This window comes from Listeria welshimeri serovar 6b str. SLCC5334 (genome assembly GCF_000060285.1).
Taxonomy (GTDB): domain Bacteria; phylum Bacillota; class Bacilli; order Lactobacillales; family Listeriaceae; genus Listeria; species Listeria welshimeri.
In genome coordinates, this window is the sequence record NC_008555.1 from 998435 (window position 1) to 1018864 (window position 20430).

General features: G+C 35.6%; 21 protein-coding genes. 13 read left to right on the forward strand and 8 right to left on the reverse strand.

Annotation, left to right across the window (positions count from 1 at the left end):
* The first annotated feature begins 9 nt into the window (after positions 1-9).
* Positions 10-1335, forward strand: a complete 1326-nt coding sequence (locus LWE_RS04965) for a TrkH family potassium uptake protein (RefSeq protein WP_011701805.1) — start codon at positions 10-12, stop codon at positions 1333-1335.
* A gap of 84 nt (positions 1336-1419) precedes the next feature.
* Here LWE_RS04965 and LWE_RS04970 read toward each other — a convergent pair whose 3' ends face one another.
* Both LWE_RS04970 and LWE_RS04975 read right to left on the reverse strand, forming a co-directional pair.
* Positions 1420-1788, reverse strand: coding sequence for a DUF4064 domain-containing protein (locus LWE_RS04970; protein ID WP_011701806.1), 369 nt, complete (start codon positions 1786-1788; stop codon positions 1420-1422).
* Positions 1789-1817: 29 nt separating this feature from the next.
* Positions 1818-2849 carry an acyltransferase family protein gene (locus LWE_RS04975; protein ID WP_011701807.1) on the reverse strand — a complete coding sequence of 344 codons (1032 nt, stop codon included), beginning with the start codon at positions 2847-2849 and terminating at the stop codon, positions 1818-1820.
* Positions 2850-3029: 180 nt separating this feature from the next.
* Between LWE_RS04975 and LWE_RS04980 the strand changes: the two genes are divergently transcribed.
* Positions 3030-3509: a methylated-DNA--[protein]-cysteine S-methyltransferase gene (locus tag LWE_RS04980; RefSeq protein ID WP_011701808.1), complete on the forward strand. Its 480-nt coding sequence runs from the start codon at positions 3030-3032 to the stop codon at positions 3507-3509.
* A 14-nt stretch (positions 3510-3523) separates the two neighbouring features.
* Here the strand turns inward: LWE_RS04980 and LWE_RS04985 are convergent, their stop codons facing one another.
* Together LWE_RS04985 and LWE_RS04990 are read right to left on the reverse strand one after the other, a co-directional pair.
* Positions 3524-5698: an ATP-dependent Clp protease ATP-binding subunit gene (locus tag LWE_RS04985; protein ID WP_011701809.1), complete on the reverse strand. Its 2175-nt coding sequence runs from the start codon at positions 5696-5698 to the stop codon at positions 3524-3526.
* Positions 5699-5862: 164 nt separating this feature from the next.
* The gene (locus LWE_RS04990) at positions 5863-6474 is read right to left on the reverse strand and encodes a CPBP family intramembrane glutamic endopeptidase (protein ID WP_011701810.1); all 612 of its coding nucleotides are present in this window, start codon (positions 6472-6474) and stop codon (positions 5863-5865) included.
* Positions 6475-6618: 144 nt separating this feature from the next.
* On the opposite strand from LWE_RS04990, the gene LWE_RS04995 reads away from it, so the two are divergent.
* Complete coding sequence (locus LWE_RS04995; protein WP_011701811.1) at positions 6619-7410, forward strand: membrane protein; 792 nt, start codon at positions 6619-6621, stop codon at positions 7408-7410.
* Between the two features lie 5 nt (positions 7411-7415).
* On the opposite strand, the gene LWE_RS05000 is transcribed toward LWE_RS04995, so the two are convergent.
* Both LWE_RS05000 and LWE_RS05005 read right to left on the reverse strand, forming a co-directional pair.
* The gene (locus tag LWE_RS05000) at positions 7416-8891 is read right to left on the reverse strand and encodes a phytoene desaturase family protein (RefSeq protein ID WP_077904710.1); all 1476 of its coding nucleotides are present in this window, start codon (positions 8889-8891) and stop codon (positions 7416-7418) included.
* Positions 8892-8991: 100 nt separating this feature from the next.
* On the reverse strand, positions 8992-9273 hold the full coding sequence (locus tag LWE_RS05005) for a YkvS family protein (RefSeq protein WP_011701813.1): 282 nt from the start codon (positions 9271-9273) through the stop codon (positions 8992-8994).
* 305 nt (positions 9274-9578) lie between these two features.
* Here LWE_RS05005 and LWE_RS05010 point away from each other — a divergent pair, with 305 nt between their 5' ends.
* The 4 genes from LWE_RS05010 to LWE_RS05025 all read left to right on the forward strand — a co-directional run bounded on the left by LWE_RS05010 (position 9579) and on the right by LWE_RS05025 (position 13582).
* On the forward strand, positions 9579-9845 hold the full coding sequence (locus tag LWE_RS05010; RefSeq protein WP_003719221.1) for a phosphocarrier protein HPr: 267 nt from the start codon (positions 9579-9581) through the stop codon (positions 9843-9845).
* The gene (gene ptsP / locus LWE_RS05015) at positions 9845-11563 is read left to right on the forward strand and encodes a phosphoenolpyruvate--protein phosphotransferase (protein WP_011701815.1); all 1719 of its coding nucleotides are present in this window, start codon (positions 9845-9847) and stop codon (positions 11561-11563) included. The genes LWE_RS05010 and ptsP overlap by 1 nt, the downstream gene beginning before the upstream one ends.
* Before the next feature lie 110 nt (positions 11564-11673).
* Positions 11674-12708 carry a YdcF family protein gene (locus LWE_RS05020; protein WP_011701816.1) on the forward strand — a complete coding sequence of 345 codons (1035 nt, stop codon included), beginning with the start codon at positions 11674-11676 and terminating at the stop codon, positions 12706-12708.
* A 13-nt stretch (positions 12709-12721) separates the two neighbouring features.
* Positions 12722-13582: an NAD(P)-dependent oxidoreductase gene (locus LWE_RS05025; RefSeq protein WP_011701817.1), complete on the forward strand. Its 861-nt coding sequence runs from the start codon at positions 12722-12724 to the stop codon at positions 13580-13582.
* A gap of 38 nt (positions 13583-13620) precedes the next feature.
* Here the strand turns inward: LWE_RS05025 and LWE_RS05030 are convergent, their stop codons facing one another.
* Positions 13621-14766, reverse strand: coding sequence for an aminotransferase class I/II-fold pyridoxal phosphate-dependent enzyme (locus LWE_RS05030; protein WP_011701818.1), 1146 nt, complete (start codon positions 14764-14766; stop codon positions 13621-13623).
* 219 nt (positions 14767-14985) lie between these two features.
* On the opposite strand from LWE_RS05030, the gene LWE_RS05035 reads away from it, so the two are divergent.
* From LWE_RS05035 to LWE_RS05060, 6 genes are all read left to right on the forward strand, one after another.
* Entirely contained in the window at positions 14986-15207 is a 222-nt protein-coding gene (locus tag LWE_RS05035) for a hypothetical protein (RefSeq protein ID WP_011701819.1), read from the forward strand.
* 309 nt (positions 15208-15516) lie between these two features.
* A complete protein-coding gene (locus LWE_RS05040; protein ID WP_003719227.1) occupies positions 15517-15750 on the forward strand; it encodes a YkuJ family protein in 234 nt (77 codons plus the stop codon).
* A 216-nt stretch (positions 15751-15966) separates the two neighbouring features.
* Complete coding sequence (cbpB, locus tag LWE_RS05045) at positions 15967-16419, forward strand: cyclic-di-AMP-binding protein CbpB (protein WP_011701820.1); 453 nt, start codon at positions 15967-15969, stop codon at positions 16417-16419.
* The gene (locus tag LWE_RS05050; RefSeq protein ID WP_011701821.1) at positions 16416-17294 is read left to right on the forward strand and encodes a LysR family transcriptional regulator; all 879 of its coding nucleotides are present in this window, start codon (positions 16416-16418) and stop codon (positions 17292-17294) included. Before cbpB ends, LWE_RS05050 begins: the two co-directional genes overlap by 4 nt.
* Positions 17295-17341: 47 nt before the next feature.
* Positions 17342-18052 (forward strand): 2,3,4,5-tetrahydropyridine-2,6-dicarboxylate N-acetyltransferase, encoded by a 711-nt coding sequence (dapD, locus tag LWE_RS05055; protein WP_003729819.1) that lies wholly within the window; start codon positions 17342-17344, stop codon positions 18050-18052.
* Positions 18053-18113: 61 nt separating this feature from the next.
* A complete protein-coding gene (locus LWE_RS05060; protein WP_011701822.1) occupies positions 18114-19229 on the forward strand; it encodes an N-acetyldiaminopimelate deacetylase in 1116 nt (371 codons plus the stop codon).
* A 43-nt stretch (positions 19230-19272) separates the two neighbouring features.
* Here LWE_RS05060 and LWE_RS05065 read toward each other — a convergent pair whose 3' ends face one another.
* Positions 19273-20118, reverse strand: coding sequence for a mechanosensitive ion channel family protein (locus LWE_RS05065; protein WP_011701823.1), 846 nt, complete (start codon positions 20116-20118; stop codon positions 19273-19275).
* Positions 20119-20430: the final 312 nt, after the last annotated feature.

Here is a 20430-nt window from a genome sequence, read left to right on the forward strand (position 1 = left end):
CTAGCTCGTATGACGCCAGTGCAGGTAATTATCGCGTATTATTTTCTTGCGGTTACGATTTCTACAATCGTCTTGAGCTTGCCGTTTACTTTACAAAAAGGGGTAAAGGTATCGTTTATTGATACCCTTTTTACAGCAGCTAGTTCGGTGAGTGTGACGGGACTTGCTACTGTAGATGTTAGCCAAACATACAGTACTGCCGGAATTTGGGTCTTAATGGCAATTTTTCAAATTGGTGGGCTAGGTGTTATGATGATCAGTACTTTCTTTTATTTAATTTTGAAGAGAAGAATTGGATTAAAGCAACGGCAACTAATTATGACTGATACGAATCAATTTACGATGAGTGGAATGGTTCGGATGTTACGCGAAATTCTAGTTTTGATTTTTGGGATTGAATTAGTAGGGGCGCTGATTTTAGGTATTTACTTTATTCCGCTGTATCCTAATTTTTGGGATGCAATGTTTCAAGGTTTATATAACTCCGTTTCACTGGTTACCAATGCAGGTGTAGATATCACCGGTAAATCATTAATACCATTTGCCAATGATTATTTTGTGCAATTTATTTCGATTTTGCTAATCATTGCTGGTGCGATTGGATTTCCGGTTTTACTAGAAACACGAAGATTTTTATTTGAAAAAAATACGCTAATACCGTTTCGTTTTTCTTTATTTGTAAAAGTAACGACGCTTACTTATTTTGTTCTTTTAATTCTCGGAGGGTTACTTATTTGGTTATTTGAATACAATCATTTCTTCAGTGGCAAAAGCTGGGACTTTGGGTTCTTTAATTCGATGTTCTTATCAGCTACCTCTAGAAGCGCGGGTCTACAAACGATGGATAGCGGTGCGCTCTCTGTTTCCACATTATTACTTGTCTCGTTCCTGATGTTTATTGGAGCATCACCTAGTTCGGTTGGTGGTGGGATACGAACGACCACCTTTGCAATTACAATATTGTTCATTTATTCGGTTATTCGCGGTCGGAAACATGTTTACATTTTTGGGCGGGAATTACATCAAGAAGACGTGCGTAAATCGCTTGCAGTCACATTCGTCGCAGGGTTTATAAGTATTTCCGCGATAGTGATAATGATGCAGACAGAAACGGCCTCCCTTATTTCAGTAATTTTTGAAGTGTTTTCTGCGTTCGGAACTTCTGGTTTATCAGTGGGTTTGACACCAGACTTGTCAACTCCTGGTAAATTAATTATTATTATATTAATGTTTATTGGGCGAGTCGGTATTATGTATTCTATGCTTAGTCTTAGAAATAAAAACCAGCCGAAAAACGCAATTCGTTTACCAAAAGAAAAAATAATTACAGGTTAAAACAAAAAATCTTTCCGCGAAATGTGGAAAGATTTTTTTGTTGCATGAAAAACCTCCTAATCAATTTGATTAGGAGGTAGATGATTAATATCTTGATTTTGGAACTGGTCGTCTGAAAATCCCCATTAAACCAGTTAGAGTAATTAGAATACCTGATACAACCCAAGCAGTACCGATAACAAAGAATAAAACAATCCCGATAACTACTAAGATTACACCAAAGCCGCGTGGAGCTGATTTGATTAATAGAGTCGCAATTAATGCAACAATAGATGCTATTAATGTAATCCATCCAAGATTTGCTAATTCATATCCTAAGTTTCCAGATAGATAAGTGAAAGTCTGAATATAATCTGTGACTGAATCTCCATAATTAATAATCCAAAATCCAACTAAAATTCCAATGATGGAGCCAATTAATCCGATAATAACTTCTGGCTTTCTTGAGCCCATAATAAAACCTCCTTTTTCTTTCTATATGTTTAATAACTTTCCCGCTTTGTTAATCTGCTAAACACATTTTGCAACATCGACATCCGCAGTTCAATCACTGGCTGAACAAATGTTTTTACCAATTGACTGGATAATAGGACCGTTAGAGCAAAAGTAATCACAAATAATAACAAAAACGTGGATGGGTTATATTGAAAGTCAGTCTGGCTACCTTCACGGAAAAACTTAATAAAGAAACCATGTAACAAATAAACATATAACGTATTTTTACCCCATTTAGTAAAAAATAACCTTTTTCTAGGAACAAAACTGAAAAAAGCAGCAATCGAGCAAAAACTAATGAAGTATACCAAAGCCCTAATAAATAGGCCAAGTGACTTTACTTCGACAAAGTTCGCATAAGGTTTAGAGCCCAAAAACCATTTATCATTAAGACTCGGATTTATTGCAATAAAAATTAGTAATAATACGATAAAAATACTACCGATAATTGTAGCAAAATGCGTTTTAAGTAAATAAAAATGTTCTTTTGTTAAAAAATAACCTACTAAAAAGAACGGGAAAAAAACAAGTGTCCGAGATAAACTTAAATAACCACCAATTACATCAAAATAACCTGCAACAAGACCAATGAAAACTGCAACTATAACTGATTTCCATGGTTTCATTTTTGAAAATACGAGTAACATCAAATTCCAAAAAAACAAACTAAGTAAAAACCAAAGCGACCACTCCGGATCTAAAATTTTCAGAGAAAGATTATCCTTATTTAAAAGGAAATAATAAAAAATACTATATATTAATTGAAAAAACACATAGGGTAAGATTAACTTTTTCATCATTTTTTTTAAATAACCTGGCTTTCCAAAACTCTTAGCAAAAAAACCAGAAATAAGAATAAATGCTGGCATATGAAAAGTGTAAATATAAATATAGAGAATACGCACACTTGCATATTCAGCAATAAAAGTTTGAAGAAAATGACCAAATACAACTAAAAAAATCAAAATAAATTTGGCATTGTCAAAGTAACTTTCCCGCTTATGGGCAGCTTCCACCATAATAAACAATCCTTTCTATTCTGGGTTGAACGAACCTGTTTTCTATTTTCCCTAGAATCTGTAACGATTAACCGACAGTTTAGTAACAAAAAGTATCAATTATTAAAGGTAGATGACAGCCATTTGCGATTTTTGGATGGACATGCTATCTTTAGACAATCAACTATACGGAGGCAAATTATGCTACGGCAAAAAAACGAATCGCCAGTTGGAGAACTTTTTATTACGGTGGAAGATAGTTACCTTACTTCTATTGCTTACGATGAACCGACTCATTGGGAATATTCGGTAGGGGAAGAGAATGAACAGGATGTCTACAAACAAGTGATAAAACAAATGGAAGCTTATTTTGAGGGTAAACTTGAATGTTTTGATGTTCCATTGCTCTCTCGAGGAACTGATTTTCAAAAACGTGTTTGGCAAGCGTTAAGTGAAATTCCGTACGGAGCAGTAGTAAGTTATAAGGAAATTGCTATTAGAGCGGGGAGTCCAAAAGCAGTCCAAGCGGTAGGGCAAGCAAATCGGGCGAACCCTTTCCCAATTATTATTCCTTGCCACAGATGTGTGAAAAGTAACGGAGAGCTTGGTGGTTATAACGGAGCAGATGTAGATAAAAAACAATATTTGCTTGCATTAGAAAAAGGCTTGAGTTTTGATTAACTCAAGCCTTTTTATTAAGCAGTTACTTGTTCAGTTATTACAATTTCTTTGTCATCATTTAAAGTTGCCAATAAGTTTTTTGCATCAGGGTGATCAATGAGGTTATCAGCAATTGCATCTTCTAGGTGTTCTTGGATTGTTCGGCGTAATGGTCTTGCTCCAAATTTAGCATCATAACCAAGCTCAATCAAATGTTCTTTCACTTCGCTCGAAACATCAATTGTCACGCCTTCTTGTTTTAACATGGTATTTAAATCAAGGAGCATTAAATCAATAATTTGTACTAAATCATCTTTTTCTAGTGATTTAAATTCAATGACACTATCTAGACGGTTCAAGAATTCAGGTTTGAAGTAAGCGCCTAGTTTAGCAAGAATATCAGTGCCTTTTTCAAGTTTAGTATCTGATCCGGTATTAAAGCCCACGGAAGCTTCTGTGTCTGTTGCACCAGCATTACTTGTCATGATAATAACAGTATCTTTAAAGCTCACTGTACGCCCTTGTGAATCGGTTAAACGACCATCTTCTAAAATTTGTAAGAACATATGTTGAACATCTGGATGTGCTTTCTCAATTTCGTCTAATAGAATAATACTATAAGGGTTGCGGCGAACTTTTTCAGTTAATTGTCCTGCTTCTTCGTGACCAACATAGCCTGGAGGAGAACCGATTAATTTAGAGACACTGTGTTTTTCCATAAATTCACTCATGTCTAAACGAATCATCGCTTCACTTGTACCGAATAATTCACGAGCGAGAGTACGTCCAAGTTCTGTTTTTCCGACACCAGTTGGTCCAACAAATAGGAAGGAACCAATTGGGCGGTTTTTCGCTTTGAGTCCAACCCGACTACGACGAATTGCTTTCGCTACTTTTTTCACGGCATCTTCTTGGCCAATAACTTTACCTGTTAAGTTACTTTCTAGATTTTTCATTTTGGATTTTTCATCTTCTTGTAAACGTCCAACTGGAATGCCAGTTTTTTCTTCAATAATCGCTTGGATGTCAGATGCTTGAATTACTGGGCGTTCTGAGAAGGAGTTACTTGTTTTATTTTCTTCTAAGCGTGTAATTTCATCACGAACTTTGGCTGCTTTTTCATAATCTTCCATTTGAAGAGCGTGATTTTTTTCTTCTTCTAAACGAGCAACGCGTTCGCTAACAGTATTTTCATCGAGTTTTTCAACAGAAAGATTGTATTTTGAGCCAACTTCATCCATTAAATCAATTGCTTTATCTGGCAAATGACGGTCTTGGATGTAACGAGCGCTTAATTCAACTGCTGCTGTTAAAGCTTCAGGAGAATAAACAACTTCATGGAAATCTTCATACTTTGTTTTCAGACCATTTAAAATTGTGAGTGTTTCTTTAGTGGTTGGTTCATTAACAGTTACTGGTTGGAAACGACGTTCAAGTGCTGCGTCTTTTTCAATTGTGCGATATTCTTTTAGCGTTGTTGCACCAATCATTTGTAAGTCACCACGTGCAAGAGCTGGTTTTAAAATGTTTCCTGCATCCATTGAACCTTCTGCAGATCCGGCTCCTACAATTGTATGCACTTCATCAATGAATAAAATAGTATTTTTACGTTCTTGTAATTCTTTAATGAGTTGTTTCATACGTTCTTCAAATTGACCACGGATACCTGTTCCAGAAACAAGCGAAGCAACATCGAGCAAGATAACTTCTTTGTTCATTAGTTTACTTGGAACATTTCCTGCAATAATGGCATTTGCAAGCCCTTCAACAACGGCAGTTTTACCGACACCTGGTTCACCAATAAGAACCGGATTGTTTTTATTACGTCGATTCAATATTTCAATCATACGTTTAATTTCTTTGTCTCGACCAATCACGGGATCTAATTGGTCTTTTTTCGCCATATCCGTTAAGTTGGTTCCAAATTCATCTAGTAAACCATTACCACCGCCAGCACTTTGTGTTTGTACTTGCGGATTGGCTTGATTTCTTTGTTCGCGACCTGCTTGATTTGCAGCACCACTTAGTTGACGGAAAATATCGTCAAATGGGGAGCCGCCATTACCAGAGAATTCATTTGCTCCATAATTTGCTTGATTTCTGACTTCAGCATAGCAAGAGGCACAAAGCGGCATTTCGACACGCTTGCCATTAATATTCATATATAGTTGGATTGTTGCTTGATTTTGATTACATTTTTCACAGTTCATAGTTAATTTCCTCCTTTTAAAATGAGAAATGAAAGGTCTTGACTTTGACTATCTTTGACCTTATGAATTTATTATATACTGACCTATTTTGACTTTCAAGTATTTTGCTTAAAAATTTTAAAAGAAAAAACACTCCTAAAAAGGAATGTTTGTAGTGTGTTATTTTAATAAATCGGTAGTGCTGCGAGTAGTAAAAAGGCAAAGGTTAAATGCGACAGATAAACCATGAGTAAGCTTGGTCGGTAAGAATACATTACATTCCACACAAGAGAAGCAACAAAAATACCGATAATTGCTGCAAAATTACCACTTGGCAACATCATCACCATACAAAGTACCGCTGCAAAAATATTAGAGAACCAATGATTAAAATATTGATTCAATCGTTTTAAAACAAAACCACGCCAGAAAATTTCTTCTCCGGGTATAATTGCGATAATAAGCAAAGACCAAATAATTAAGGAATTAGTAGAATACTTATTAAATGCAGCTTCTACAGAATTATCTAGACCACCAGGCATCACTTTTAGAATGAAGGCGCCTATGTAAAAAATAATATAAAGAACTATTCCAGAAAAAATACCTGGTAAAATACCTTTTGTAAATGAAAATTCCTTTTTTAAATCGTCATTAAAAATCACAAAACTAAGTAGAAATAACATGCCAGCTCCATATAAATACCAAAAAACACGAGGAAACTGATATGTTAATATAACAAGCAGGGCACATAAAATGAGTCCCAGTACAAGCTTATAATCAATCTTGATGCTCTTCAAATACTTTACACCTCTTCTTAACAAATACTTCTCATACTACTTTAAAACAAATGAAATCGTTTGGCAACAATTAAACGAAAGATAAGATAAAAGTTGTGCAATTTAATAAATCCTTTATAATTAAAAAATAGGAGTGGTTCATAGATGTTAGAAAAAAACTATAAATTTTTACTTTGGATCTATATATTTTGGTTTCTAGGAAGCGTATTACTTGTTTCTTTACACATTATTCCACCACAGCTAACAACTATTCAATCGCTTTTTCTAGTATTTACTGGGGTTTTTGCAGCAGTGTTTTTTATTATGCAGTACGGTAAATGGCTAGGATCTGCAATCACTTTACTTATTTTTGTTGTGAGTACTTGTATTGAATGGATGCAGTTAAGTTATACGGACGAATATATTGGATCCACACTCGGTGGTAGTGTTTACGGAATACCAATTACAATGGGCTTTATTTGGGTCGGAATGATTGCGGGAACACATATTATCGCACGTGAAATAACACTGAAAATTAATATTGACTGGATACGAGGCGGGATTTATTCTTTTATTGCAGCGACGATGGTAATGATTTTTGAAGTATTAATTGAACCAATTACACTGCAATCAAAGCAACTTTATATCACGCAAAATGGCTTTACTATATTACAATTATCAGATTTTATTAATTGGTGGTTATTGGGGTTAATTTTACATTTGATGATTTACTTTATTTTAAGTTTGACGGATAGCTGGGAAAAGCTTAAATATCCTGATTTAAAATCAGAAATCGTGATTGTTTACTGGATTATCATTGCATTTTTTGTATTTTTATCATTTTATCTTGATTTATGGACATCTATTGCAATTATTATCATTTCCAATATTATATTTACAGCCTGTTACTTCTTTAGCTTAGAAAAAGAGACGAAAACACCAAAAAAACCCAAGTAATCGATTTACTGATTACTTGGGTTTTCTTTTTGCAAAAATTTTCGTGTGGTGATTTGTGCATTTTCGATAATAAAAGGTAAGGAGCTACCAGAAAGGGCACCAGCTCCGATTACAAATAAGTTTTTATACTTAGGTAATTTTTTGGAGGGATGAAGGAAGCCATGTTGCCGAGTAAGATGTTGTAATCCAAATACAGCACCATATTTAACATGGTATTTTTCTTCCCAATCTTTTGGTGTAATAATATATTCTTCTTCAATATAATCATCTAAATCAGGAAAATCTAATCGTTCCTTTACGGTATCTAGAATTAATTGGCGGAACTCTTTTGTTTCTTTATCCCAATCAATAGCACTAGTGTTATTTGGAACGGATACCATAATTCGGATGCTAGAATGATTGATTGGAGCCATCGTATTATCGGTTGCAGAAGGATTAGTTATGTGAATAGCCAAATCTTTCGAAAGTATTTTTTTGTGAATAGTATTATCGGAAAACTCCCGATAATTATCTGGAAAAACAATAGACTGATGGGAAAGTGGAAGCACGATACTTAAACCAAGGTAAAGCATAAAAGCAGAAGAAGAGTATTCTTTTTTCTCTAAATGATTATTTGGTTTATTCCCTAACGAATACATAAAATCTAAATTGGTAAAATAATAGTCTGCTTCAATGACTTGACCACTTGCAAGACGAGCTCCTTTTATTTCATTTCCTTCTAATTCAAAATCAGTTACTTCGGAATTAAAGAAAAACTTCCCTTTGTTTTCTGTAACGACTTGTTGCATAGCTTCAACAATTTTGTTTTGGCCACCAATTGGATGGAATGTACCATAATAGAACTCTGAAAAAGGAACAATGCTATAAGCAGCGGGAATATCCCATGGTGACATACCTAAATATCTCATCTGCAATGAAAAGGCAAGACGAAGATATTTACTATTAAAATATCTAGCCAAATCATCCATCAAAGATCGTCCAAGTGTTAAGCTAGGTATCGCACGTAGGGTTGTTGGCCTAAAAAAATCAAATAATGAACTATAATTAAATTGGTTTAGAGGAGAGATATAGAGCATTTTTTTCGTGTTTTCTTTCATGAAACGATCAAAACCTTCTTCTTCCCCCGGAAAGTAAGTTTTAATGACGGCTTTTGTTGCTGCATAATCACTATAAAGCGGGAAAGTTACCTCTTGAAAATAAAGCGTGTGTATCGGATTAATTGGTAAAAGTGAAACATAATCTAAAATATCCCGTTTACAATCCATGAAAAGAGAAGTCAAAACATGCGTCATTGTTAAAGCAGAAGGTCCAATATCAAAGGAATATTTGCCCATTTTATGTAAAGCCGTTCGACCGCCAATTCGGTCGTTTTTTTCATAGATGTTCACTTCATATCCTAATTGACTCAAAAGCATACCCGCGGCTAAACCACCTGGACCAGCCCCGATAATGGCGATTTTCTTTGTCATCTCCAAATTTATAAGCTCCTTTTTCTATTTTTATACATATAAAAAACGCAAAAACATAAAGCATTCTCATTAGGAAATGCTTTATTTTTGCGCACTAAAATTAATGTGATTGTTATTCTTCATTTTCTTCCTCATCAGCATCATCGTCTTCTTCTACTGAATGAATGATTTGATAATTTTTGTGATTTACTACCGTTTTTTCTTCAATACCTAAATCTTTGAAATTTTCCATATAAGTTAAGTCGACTATAACGGAATTTTCGTTGAGCTTTTCGACAATCCCAGTTAGACCATCCTTAAATTCAATAATGTCTCCAACATGTGCTTTTGCCATTGTTATCACTCCTTCAATTTTCGGTGTTGCCACTTTCTTGCTGAAAAAGAATGTATGCATTTTTGAACCTTCCTTAAATTTTGCACTAAAAAGCTTTTAAAATCAACTATAAGCCATTATAAAGTACTATTTAATTCAAAAATGAAACAATTTAGTGACGAATTTTTGAAATGGATGCTCTTTTTCCAAATAAAAAGAACGAAACAGGGCGTGCAGTAAAAAACATTCTAAAAAATTTTCAATCAAATGGTTGTAACAATAGATAAAACATGGTACTCTTTTTAATTGAGGGATAGTCTTTTTTGCTGAATGATTTTTGGCTTAAAAGGTTACAACAAATTTCTTTACAAAGGAGAATGTAAATTATGGAACAAGCAAGTTTTGTAGTAATCGATGAAACAGGAATTCACGCACGCCCAGCAACTCTATTGGTGCAGGCTGCAAGTAAATACAGCTCTGACGTTCAAATTGAATACACTGGCAAAAAAGTAAATCTTAAATCAATCATGGGTGTTATGTCCCTAGGAATTGGTAAAGGCGCTGACATCACTATTTATACTGAAGGTAGCGACGAAAAAGAAGCAATTGAAGGACTAACTGAAGTTCTTAAGAAAGAAGGATTGGCTGAATAATGGCTAAAGAGTTGAAAGGTATCGCAGCATCTGATGGGATTGCCATTGCGAAAGCTTATCTGCTCGTTGAACCTGATCTTTCCTATGAAAAAACAGAAGTTACGGATGTTGAAAGTGAAGTAAAACGTTTTGAAAGCGCGTTAGAAGTTTCTAGAACAGAACTTTCAACGATTCGTGAAAAAGCAGCTAAAGACTTAGGCGAAGATAAGGCACAAATTTTTGACGCGCATCTTCTAGTTTTAAATGATCCTGAATTAACTGGACCAATTGAAGAAAGCATCAAAAATGCTAAAACGAATGCAGAAACAGCTTTACAAGAAACGACAGACATGTTTATTGGTATGTTTGAATCTATGGACAACGAATACATGCGTGAACGTGCAGCTGATATTAAGGATGTACGCAAACGTGTTCTTTCTCACTTACTAGGTGTGACTATTCCAAATCCAGCTTTAATTGATGAGGAAGTAGTTGTTGTCGCAGCTGATTTAACGCCTTCTGATACCGCACAACTTAACCGTAAATTTGTTAAAGGTTTTGTGACGGATATTGGTGGTCGTACTTCGCATTCTGCTATTATGGCGCGTTCTCTTGAAATTCCAGCAGTAGTTGGAACTAAAGAAGTAACTGCTAGTGTAGCTAAGAACGATATGGTTATTATTGATGGTTTGGAAGGTAATGTTATCATCCATCCAACAGAAGAACAAATCGCTCACTATGAAAAAATTAAATCTGATTTTGCTTTACAACAAGCAGAATGGGAAAAACTTAAAAATGAAAAAACGGTTTCTAAAGATGGTGTTCACGTGGAGCTTGCAGCAAACATCGGAACTCCAAATGATTTAGAAGGTGTTATTTCTAATGGTGGGGAAGCAGTTGGACTTTATCGTACAGAATTCTTGTACATGGGTCGTGACAATTTCCCAACAGAAGAAGAGCAATTCGAAGCGTATAAAGCAGTAGTTTCCGGAATGGACGGAAAATCTGTGGTCGTTCGTACTTTAGATATCGGTGGCGATAAAACGTTACCATACCTTGAACTTCCTGAAGAAATGAACCCATTCTTAGGTTTCCGTGCAATTCGTCTTTGTTTTGCAAATGAAGAATTATTCCGTACACAACTTCGCGCATTACTTCGCGCAAGTGTTTATGGTAACTTAAAAATTATGTTCCCGATGATTGCAACAGTCAATGAATTCCGCCAAGCGCGCGATATTTTACTTGATGAAAAAGCAAAACTAAAAGCCGCTGGGACAGAAGTTTCTGATTCCATCGAACTTGGAATTATGATTGAGATTCCTGCTGCTGCAGTTCTTGCTGATCAATTTGCTAAAGAAGTTGATTTCTTCTCTATCGGAACTAATGATTTAATTCAGTATACAATGGCTGCTGACCGTATGAACGAACGTGTTTCTTATCTTTACCAACCATACAATCCATCCATTCTACGTTTAGTAAAAATGGTGATTGATGCTTCTCATAAAGAAGGTAAATGGACTGGTATGTGCGGAGAAATGGCTGGAGATCAAACGGCTGTACCACTTCTTTTAGGCCTAGGCTTAGATGAATTTTCAATGAGTGCTTCAAGTATTCTTAAGTCTCGTTCGTTAATCAAACGTTTGGATCAATCTGAAATGGTGAAATTAGCGGAAGAAGCTTTAAATAAAGCTACAGCTGAAGAAGTTGTAGAATTAGTTGAAAAATATACTGCAGAGTAATTTCTGAGAGTGACCTAGACGAATTTATTCGTCTAGGTCTTTTTGTATTGTGTAAATGAGGTAGCGCAAGTATAATAAAAAGACAGTTAGCTTTAAAGGGGGCAACAAGAGTGGTTATCTATTTATTAGCAGCATTTTTTCTACTTCTTTTTATAGTTTTATCAATTATAGATAGACGTCGAATTAGCAATGGTATTGTTTTGACAATCGCACTATTTTTTTCTTTATTATCCGTAGTTTATGTGACATTTGCAAAAGGGAACGAGCTTCTAGTTTCCATTATGGGAACGGTTTTGCTTTTGTTAATAATCCTCATTCCGTTTTTTGTTATTGGTATTGCTACGATGCTTATTGTCAATGGTAGGTTAATGTTAAAACGAGAAGGGCGCAAATTAGCAAATATGTTGCCGTTATTTATTGGACTAGGCATTTTAGTACTTATTATTATGTGGTTTGGTAGTATTTTAAAAACAGGAAGTCCAATTCTTGGTCTTGCCATTGTTTTTGTTGTAGCTCTAGTAGGTTACTTTTCCTTCTTATTTTTATCTTTTCTTCTTTCAACATTTCTTTACCAATTTAATTTTCCGAGATATAATCAAGACTTTTTAATTGTGCTTGGAAGTGGCTTGATTGGCGGGGATAGAGTTCCACCACTACTTGCTAGTAGATTGAACCGGGCAATTAAATTCCATGAGAAACAGTATCTTAAAAAAGGAAAGCGAGCGACTTTTATAGTTTCTGGTGGACAAGGTGCGAATGAAACAATATCAGAAGCAGAAGCAATGCGAGCTTATTTGATAGAAAAAGGGATAGATGAAAACTTTATAATTATGGAAGATAAGTCTGTAAATACGCTTCAAAATATGAAATTTTCCAAAGAAAAAATGGATGCAATCATGCCAACTTATAATAGTTTATTTGCAACGAATAATTTCCATTTATTCCGAGCTGGTATTTATGCAAGAAAAGCTGGTTTGAAAAGCCAAGGTATTGGTGCGAAAACGGCATTATATTATATGCCAAATGCGTTGATTAGAGAATTTATTGCGATAACAGTAATGTACAAAAAAGCACATATGATTTTACTTGGAATACTTGTTTTATTCTTTGTATTTCTAGCGATTATGGGAGTTACATTTAGTTAGGAGGTTTTTTAAAATGAAAAAAATTGGGTTTGTTGGTACGGGAGTTATGGGTTCAAGTATGGCGAGTCATTTACTTGAAGCTGGTTATGACGTATTTATTTATACTCGTACTAAATCAAAGGCAGAAGAGCTACTAACAAAAGGTGCAAAATGGATAGATACTCCTCAAGCGCTTGCGAAAAAGGTTGATGTACTAATTTCCATGGTTGGTTATCCAAAAGACGTGGAGGAACTTTACTTAGGTCAAAATGGCTTTTTAGAGAATCTTTCTGCTGGTGCTGTGGCGATTGATATGACAACTTCTTCTCCTGTATTAGCTAAAAAAATTGCCGAAGCTTTTCGTGAAAAGGGGATAGGTGCTTTAGATGCTCCCGTTTCAGGTGGCGATATTGGAGCGAAAAATGGGACGTTAGCAATTATGGTTGGTGGAGCAGAAGACGTATTTTTGAAAGTGAAACCGATTTTTGAAATTCTTGGCAGTAGTGTCATTTTGCAAGGCGATGCAGGTGCCGGACAACATACGAAAATGGTCAATCAAATTGCAATTGCATCTAATATGATTGGTGTAACAGAAGCGATAATTTATACTGAGGCGGCTGGGCTTAATCCTGCGCGCGTATTAGAATCGATTTCAGGTGGAGCAGCTGGTAGTTGGTCTCTCTCAAACTTGATTCCCCGTGTGCTTCAAGATGATTTTTCTCCTGGGTTCTTTATTAAACATTTTATTAAAGATATGGGAATCGCTCTTTCGGAAGCGAAACAAATGGGGCTTGAACTTCCAGGACTATCCTTAGCAGAAAAAATGTATCAAACTTTAGCTGACCAAGGATTAAGTGAGGAAGGAACACAAGCTTTAATTAAATATTATCGCTAAAAGTAAAACAACCACTACAAAAAATAGTGGTTGTTTGTTTATTTTGCTAAAAAAGTAGCCATACGTTCAAGTGCTTCCGCAAGATTATTAATAGATGTCGCGTAAGAAAGTCGGAAATAACGATCCCCTTTTTCTGAAAAAGCATTGCCTGGTACAACAGCTACTTTGGCTTCTTCCGCAAGTCTTACTGCCCAATCAAAAGAGTTTTCGGTTATTTCGTCGGGAAGTTTTACAAAGAAATAAAAAGCACCATCAGGAGGAATAACAGTAAAACCCATTTTTTCTAAACGTTCTTGAGTGAAATTTGCGCGTGTTTTGTATTCCGTTCGCATCTGGAAAGCATCATCTTTTCCATTAGTAATGGCTTCTAAGGCGGCTTTTTGCGAAATAGAGCTAGCGCAAGTAACTGAATATTGATGGATTTTCAGCATTTCTTTTGTAAGGTTTTCTGGGGCAAGTAAAAAGCCAATTCGCCAACCAATCATTGCATGAGATTTAGATAAACCGTTTATCACAATTGTTTGATCTCTAAGCATTGGAGCAATACTTACATGCTCTTGATGATAAGTTAATTCGCTATAAATTTCATCCGCAATAACAAAGATACCTGTTTCTTTTAAAACTGTGGCTAAAGCTAAAAGTTCTTCTTTGGTGAGCGATACGCCTGTTGGATTAGATGGATATGGAATAATAAGTGCTTTTGTTTTTGGTGTAATATGTGCGCGTAATTGTTCTGGAGTTAATATAAAGTTTGTTTCTGTCGTATCTATTTTTATCGGGCGTGCTTTATTTAGAGTTATAAGCGGTTCATAACCTGGATAAATTGGGTCAGGTAGAATAACTTCATCATCTGGCTCTAAGATGGTTTGGAGTGCAACCGAAATAGCTTCTGTAGCACCTACTGTGACGATGATTTCATTGTCCTTATAACTAAGGTCGTATTTTTCTTTAAAGTACGTAGAAGCTGCTGCTAGTAGTTCTGGCATGCCTGCGTTTGGTGTGTAATTAGTAAAATTTTCTTGAATAGCGGAAATACCAGCTTGCTTTATATGTTCTGGTGTAGGAAAATCAGGTTCACCAAGCGTCAGGCGAATCATATCTGGAATACCAGTAACTCTATTGTTAAACGTTCGGATTCCACTTACTTCAATATCATGTAATTCTGGTCGAATAGATTTTGTCATTTTGGTCACCTTTCTTTATAAGAAAATCCCGTTAAAATCAGGCGGGAGTAAGCTTCATAATTTCATTCCATTATAGCTTAAAAAACAAAAAAAGCAAAATATCTGAAAATATTAGTAAAAAGCCTTGCACTTTTAATTAGAATGCTATAAGATGGTTTTAATAATGATAATCATTTTCAGTTAGAGATGATTGGGTGAATGTGGAAGGGGCCACCGGATATGACTAAACCAGGTAAATACGAAGCTCTCTTTTTTCCAACAAAAGATGGCTTACTAAAAATACATGCTTATGGCTTCAATCCTTGTGGTTCATGGGGGGAAGTATTCGCAACAATTGGTGATCAAACCATTTGTGTCAAAGGATTTAATCGTCACAAAACGATAATTCGCGCCACAAAAATGATTATTAGCTCCACTGCAAATCGAAAAAATGAATTTTAATTATAAAAGACTATAAAAATGTGTAAAAACTTTTTTATAGTCTTTTTTTGGTACTAAATATGCTTAAAATAGAACAAAACATGTCATTTTAGCTAATTTAAAATAATTTCTTTTTCTGAATATTTCCAGAACCCTTGCGTTATACGTGCGGTTTGCGATAAAATTTGGTAGTATAGTGAAAGAAATAAGATATGGCGAAAAAACCAGATATGAGGAAATATGTAAAAAAGCATTGCCACGCGCGTAGAACAACTGCAAGGTATGCCAATTTTTGCACGTCAGATGGTGGATTTGAGAGGAGAGTGTAAGATGTCTCAGTTATTGGGAATTATTCAACGTTTACATGCAATGCAAGAAGATGAGTCTGCTGAAACACAAGCAAGACGTTTTGAAAAAAATGGTACGCCCGTGTGCGAAGTGAAGTTTTTCCAAGCTTCTAACTCATTTGAAGTTGAAATTTATGGCGACAATAGTAAATATCAATTTGACGATATTGATATGACTGCTATCGAAATTTTTGAAACGCTACAAGAAAACGAATAACACGGTAAAAATCGGTTAAACCGTTTATTTACTTAGAAGCTGTGGATATTTATTCACAGCTTTTTTTATATAAAAATATCATTTTCAAGCACTAAATGTAAGAAATTAGACCAAGTAGTATGGTAGAATAGAAGATGGAAAAGTTTCGCTTTATTTTTTGAAAAGTGGAAAGAAACTTCACAGAGCTTGAAAATATTAGGAAGAGGAAGATTCTAAATGATCTCTAATAGATTTGGACAATTTATTGATAATGAACTGGCTGATTCGATGATTTCTGCTGAAAAAGTAGCTCATGTACAGCTTGGTAATAATTTAGAACATGCATTACTTGTATTAACGAAATGTGGTTATTCTGTCATTCCTGTACTTGACTTTGAATTTAAACTCCATGGATTAATTAGTGCAGCGATGATTACAGATGCAATACTTGGACTCGAACGTATTGAATTTGAACGACTGGAAGATTTAAAAGTGGAAGATGTTATGCAAACAGATTTCCCGGTGATTAAAGATTTTAATAATAATGAGCGAATTGTACGCTTACTTGTTGATCATCCTTTTGTTTGTGTTGTCGATGCAGATCACCATTTTGAAGGAATTGTGACACGACGGGTTGTTTTAAAACAAGTCAATCGTTATATTCACTTACAAGTGGAGGAAAATAGATGATTGTAACGGAATATGAACTTCTTGTTTGTTTGGCGGAAGAACTAAATATGCGGAAAAGCGCAGAGAAACTGTTTTTAAGTCAGCCTGCTTTATCACAGCGTTTGCAAACGATTGAAAGTAGATGGAATACCAAGATATTCATTCGTACGCAAAAAGGATTGCTTCTTACACCAGAAGGAGAAGCCATTGTCCGTCACGCGTCTAGTGTCATTGAACGCGAACATACAATTCAAGAAAAACTCGAAGCAATGGAAGGCGTCGTTCGGGGAACACTACGAATTGCGTGTGCTAGTGTAGTTGCGCAAATGTGGTTACCGCGCGTATTAAAAGCATTTGCAAGTGCCTACCCTAATGTGCAAATTTCCCTTGTAACAGGCTGGAGCAGTGAAGTAACACAACAATTAGCAGCCGGAAATGTTCATATTGGTATTGTACGTGGGAATTCATCATGGAAAAGTGTCCAAAAACCGTTATTTAACGATAAACTTGTTTTGGTTGATACGGAAATTACAAAGATTGAGGAAGTTTTCCAAACAAATCGTCCTTTTATCCAATTTCGTAGTGATTCGAATTACTATCAAGTGATTCAAGATTACTGGCAAAGAAATTTCGGAAAAATGCCGCGTCAAGCCATGTTAATGGATCAAATGGAAACGTCCAGACAAATGGCACTAAATGGCATTGGATTTGCGATATTACCAGAAGTGACGATGTTAGGTTACACAGATAAAATCAATAAAATACCACTAACAGAAAAAGATGGCTCCATTCTTAGTAGAGAAACGAATTTGCTGACTTATGAGCAATCGCTTGGTTTACCTCAAGTGAAGGCGTTTTTAGAAATAACAGATAAATTCCTTGAACAAGTTAAATAGCTATGGCAAAATAGAAAACAGAACGTATCGGAAGGGGACTAAAATTCATGGAACAAATGGATGCACACCAAATTATTTCTTTTATTCAAAATAGCAAAAAAGCAACACCTGTAAAAGTTTACCTAAAAGGGGACTTAGAAAAAATTGATTTTCCAAGTGATGTAAAAACATTCATTACAGGAAACGCGGGAACTATTTTTGGAGAATGGGCTGTAGTTGAGCCATTATTAGAAGCAAATAAAGCGAATATTGAAGATTACGTAATCGAAAATGATCGTCGTAACTCGGCTATTCCTTTGTTAGATATGAAAAACATTAACGCACGCATCGAGCCTGGTGCAGTTATTCGCGACCAAGTAACTATCGGTGACAATGCTGTAATTATGATGGGTGCAAGTATCAATATCGGTTCAGTAATCGGTGATGGAACAATGATTGATATGAATGTTGTTCTTGGTGGCCGTGCAACTGTAGGTAAAAACTGCCATATTGGTGCAGGTTCTGTCCTTGCTGGCGTAGTTGAACCGCCATCCGCACAACCAGTTATTGTAGAAGATAATGTGGTTGTAGGTGCGAATGTCGTTGTTCTAGAAGGTGTACGTATTGGAGAGGGCGCGGTTGTTGCAGCTGGAGCTATCGTTACAAAAGATGTAGCCCCTGGAACTGTTGTAGCTGGAATCCCAGCTCGTGAACTAAAAAAATTAGATGCAAAAACAGCTTCTAAAACAGAAATTATGCAAGAACTTCGTCAACTTTAAAACCTAAGGGAACTGTTTCGTCTTTTGGCGGAACAGTCCTTTTTAAAAGGAGAGAATTGTCATGCTAAATGAATTTATAGCCATTCGTCGTGATTTACATCAAATTCCTGAAACAGGCTACAAAGAACTAAAAACACAAGCTTATTTACTAGCGTATATTAGTAAGTTACCAAACAAGCATTTAGAAGTGAAAAAATGGCGTACGGGAATTTTAGTCTTAGTAAAAGGGACAAAGCCTGAAAAAACCATTGGTTATCGCACAGATATTGATGCGCTGCCAATCACGGAAGAAACAGGACTACCATTTGAATCGAACCATGTTGGTAATATGCATGCTTGTGGTCATGATTTACATATGAGTATTGCGCTTGGTGTTTTGACTCATTTTGCAAGTAAACCGGCAAAAGATAATTTGCTTTTCGTTTTCCAACCTGCAGAAGAAGGACCGGGCGGCGCAAAACCAATCATGGAAAGTGAGGAATTTGCAGCTTGGCGACCTGATACTATTTATGGTCTTCATATCGCACCAGAATACAAGGTCGGAGAAATCGCTATCAAGCCAGGTTTGTTATTCGCTAATACTTCAGAATTATTTATTTCATTCAAAGGAAAAGGTGGGCATGCCGCATATCCACATTTAGCGAATGATATGGTTGTTGCAGCAAGCGCCTTTGTTGGACAAATGCAAACCATCATTAGTCGTAATATTGATCCAATGGATAGCGCGGTTATAACGATTGGACGCATTCACGGCGGAGAAATTCAAAATGTTATTGCAGAAACTGCTTTTCTCGACGGAACGATTCGGACCCTTTCACCAGAAACAATGGAAATCGTTTGGACTCGTTTGAAACAATTAGCTAAAGGGTGGGAAGAAGCTTATCAATGTGAAGTGGAATTTCATCCTGGATCAGATTATTACCAAGTAGATAATGAGCCATTAGAAACAGAAGAATTTATCCGATTTTTAAAAGAACACTATCCTGAAAGTTATGTACCAGCTCGTTCAGCGATGACTGGTGAAGATTTTGGCTACTTTTTATCGGAAATTAAGGGTTTTATGTTTTGGCTTGGGGTGGACTCGGAATACAGTTTACATCACGCAAAATTAAATCCAAAAGAAGAAGCAATCCCATTTGCAATTGATGTTTTAATAAACTTTTTAGAAAGTAAATAAAAAGACGTAAATTCGTTCTCAAAATGAGCGAATTTACGTCTTTTTAATTATTATTTGGGCCGAACGTGCTAACAAAACTTAGCGGTAGTTCGATTTCATTTTCAGCAAGTGCTTCGCGAATGTCTTTCAAAAGATCACGTTGAACAGAATATTGTTCTCCATTGACCGCTTTACCAACCACACGAATAATCATGTTTGTGGCGTCAATATTTTGCACACCTAGTACAACAGGTGGCTCGACAATATTTTTGTTTTCTTTTGCTGCTTCTTCACACACTTGACTAATAATCGCAATAGCTTTTTCTGGATCTTCTTTTGGACTAATTTGAATGTCCACCATAACACGCATATTGCCACGTGAATGATTACTGACGACCATAATTTGTCTATTTGGAATGAAGTGAAGCGTGCCGTCGAAATCGCGTACTTGAGTTGTTCTAAGTCCTAGTGCCTCAACAGTTCCATTGACTAAACCAATTGTAATCGTATCCCCAACATCAAGTTGTCTTTCAAGTAAAATAAAGAATCCAGTTACAACATCACTTACAAGTCCTTGAGCACCAAATGCGATGGCTAAACTTGCAACGCCGGCACTCGCGATAATTGCCGTAACATCCATAAAGTTCTGTAATAATAAAATCGCAAAAGTGAAAAATAAAACGTAGCCATAGAAATTAGAAATCAAGCTTTCAAGTGTGTCTGCACGACCAACTGAAACAGCTTGTTGTTGCCGATATTTCCTAAAGAAACTACGAATAATTTTGTTGCCAACTACGCGAAGAATAAAATAAAGAACAATTAAGATGGCGATTTTTATCCCAACAGAAATAATATGGTTCCAAAATTTGTCCCAATCAATGGAATGAAACCACTGGGTTAGTAAATTCATTTTCTGGTCCACGTCCTTTGAAAGTTCTCCATCCATTTCATTCACCCCTTCCTAATGAAATGTCCTTTTCTATTCTAACAAATATTTCTAAAAATTGCTGTTATCAAAAATAATATTTTACTAAAAAACCATTATTTTATCCCGGAAATAGACTTTTTTTACAAAAAAATTTAAAAAACTGTTAGCCACTGTTGTTGTAAGATGGAGGCGCTTTCTAAAATGCTCAAAATAGTGCAAACTAGACTTTATGATGTGAAACTAAGCCAAAACTTGTGTACAATGATAAATGTTATTGCTTTTTTTAAAAGCGAT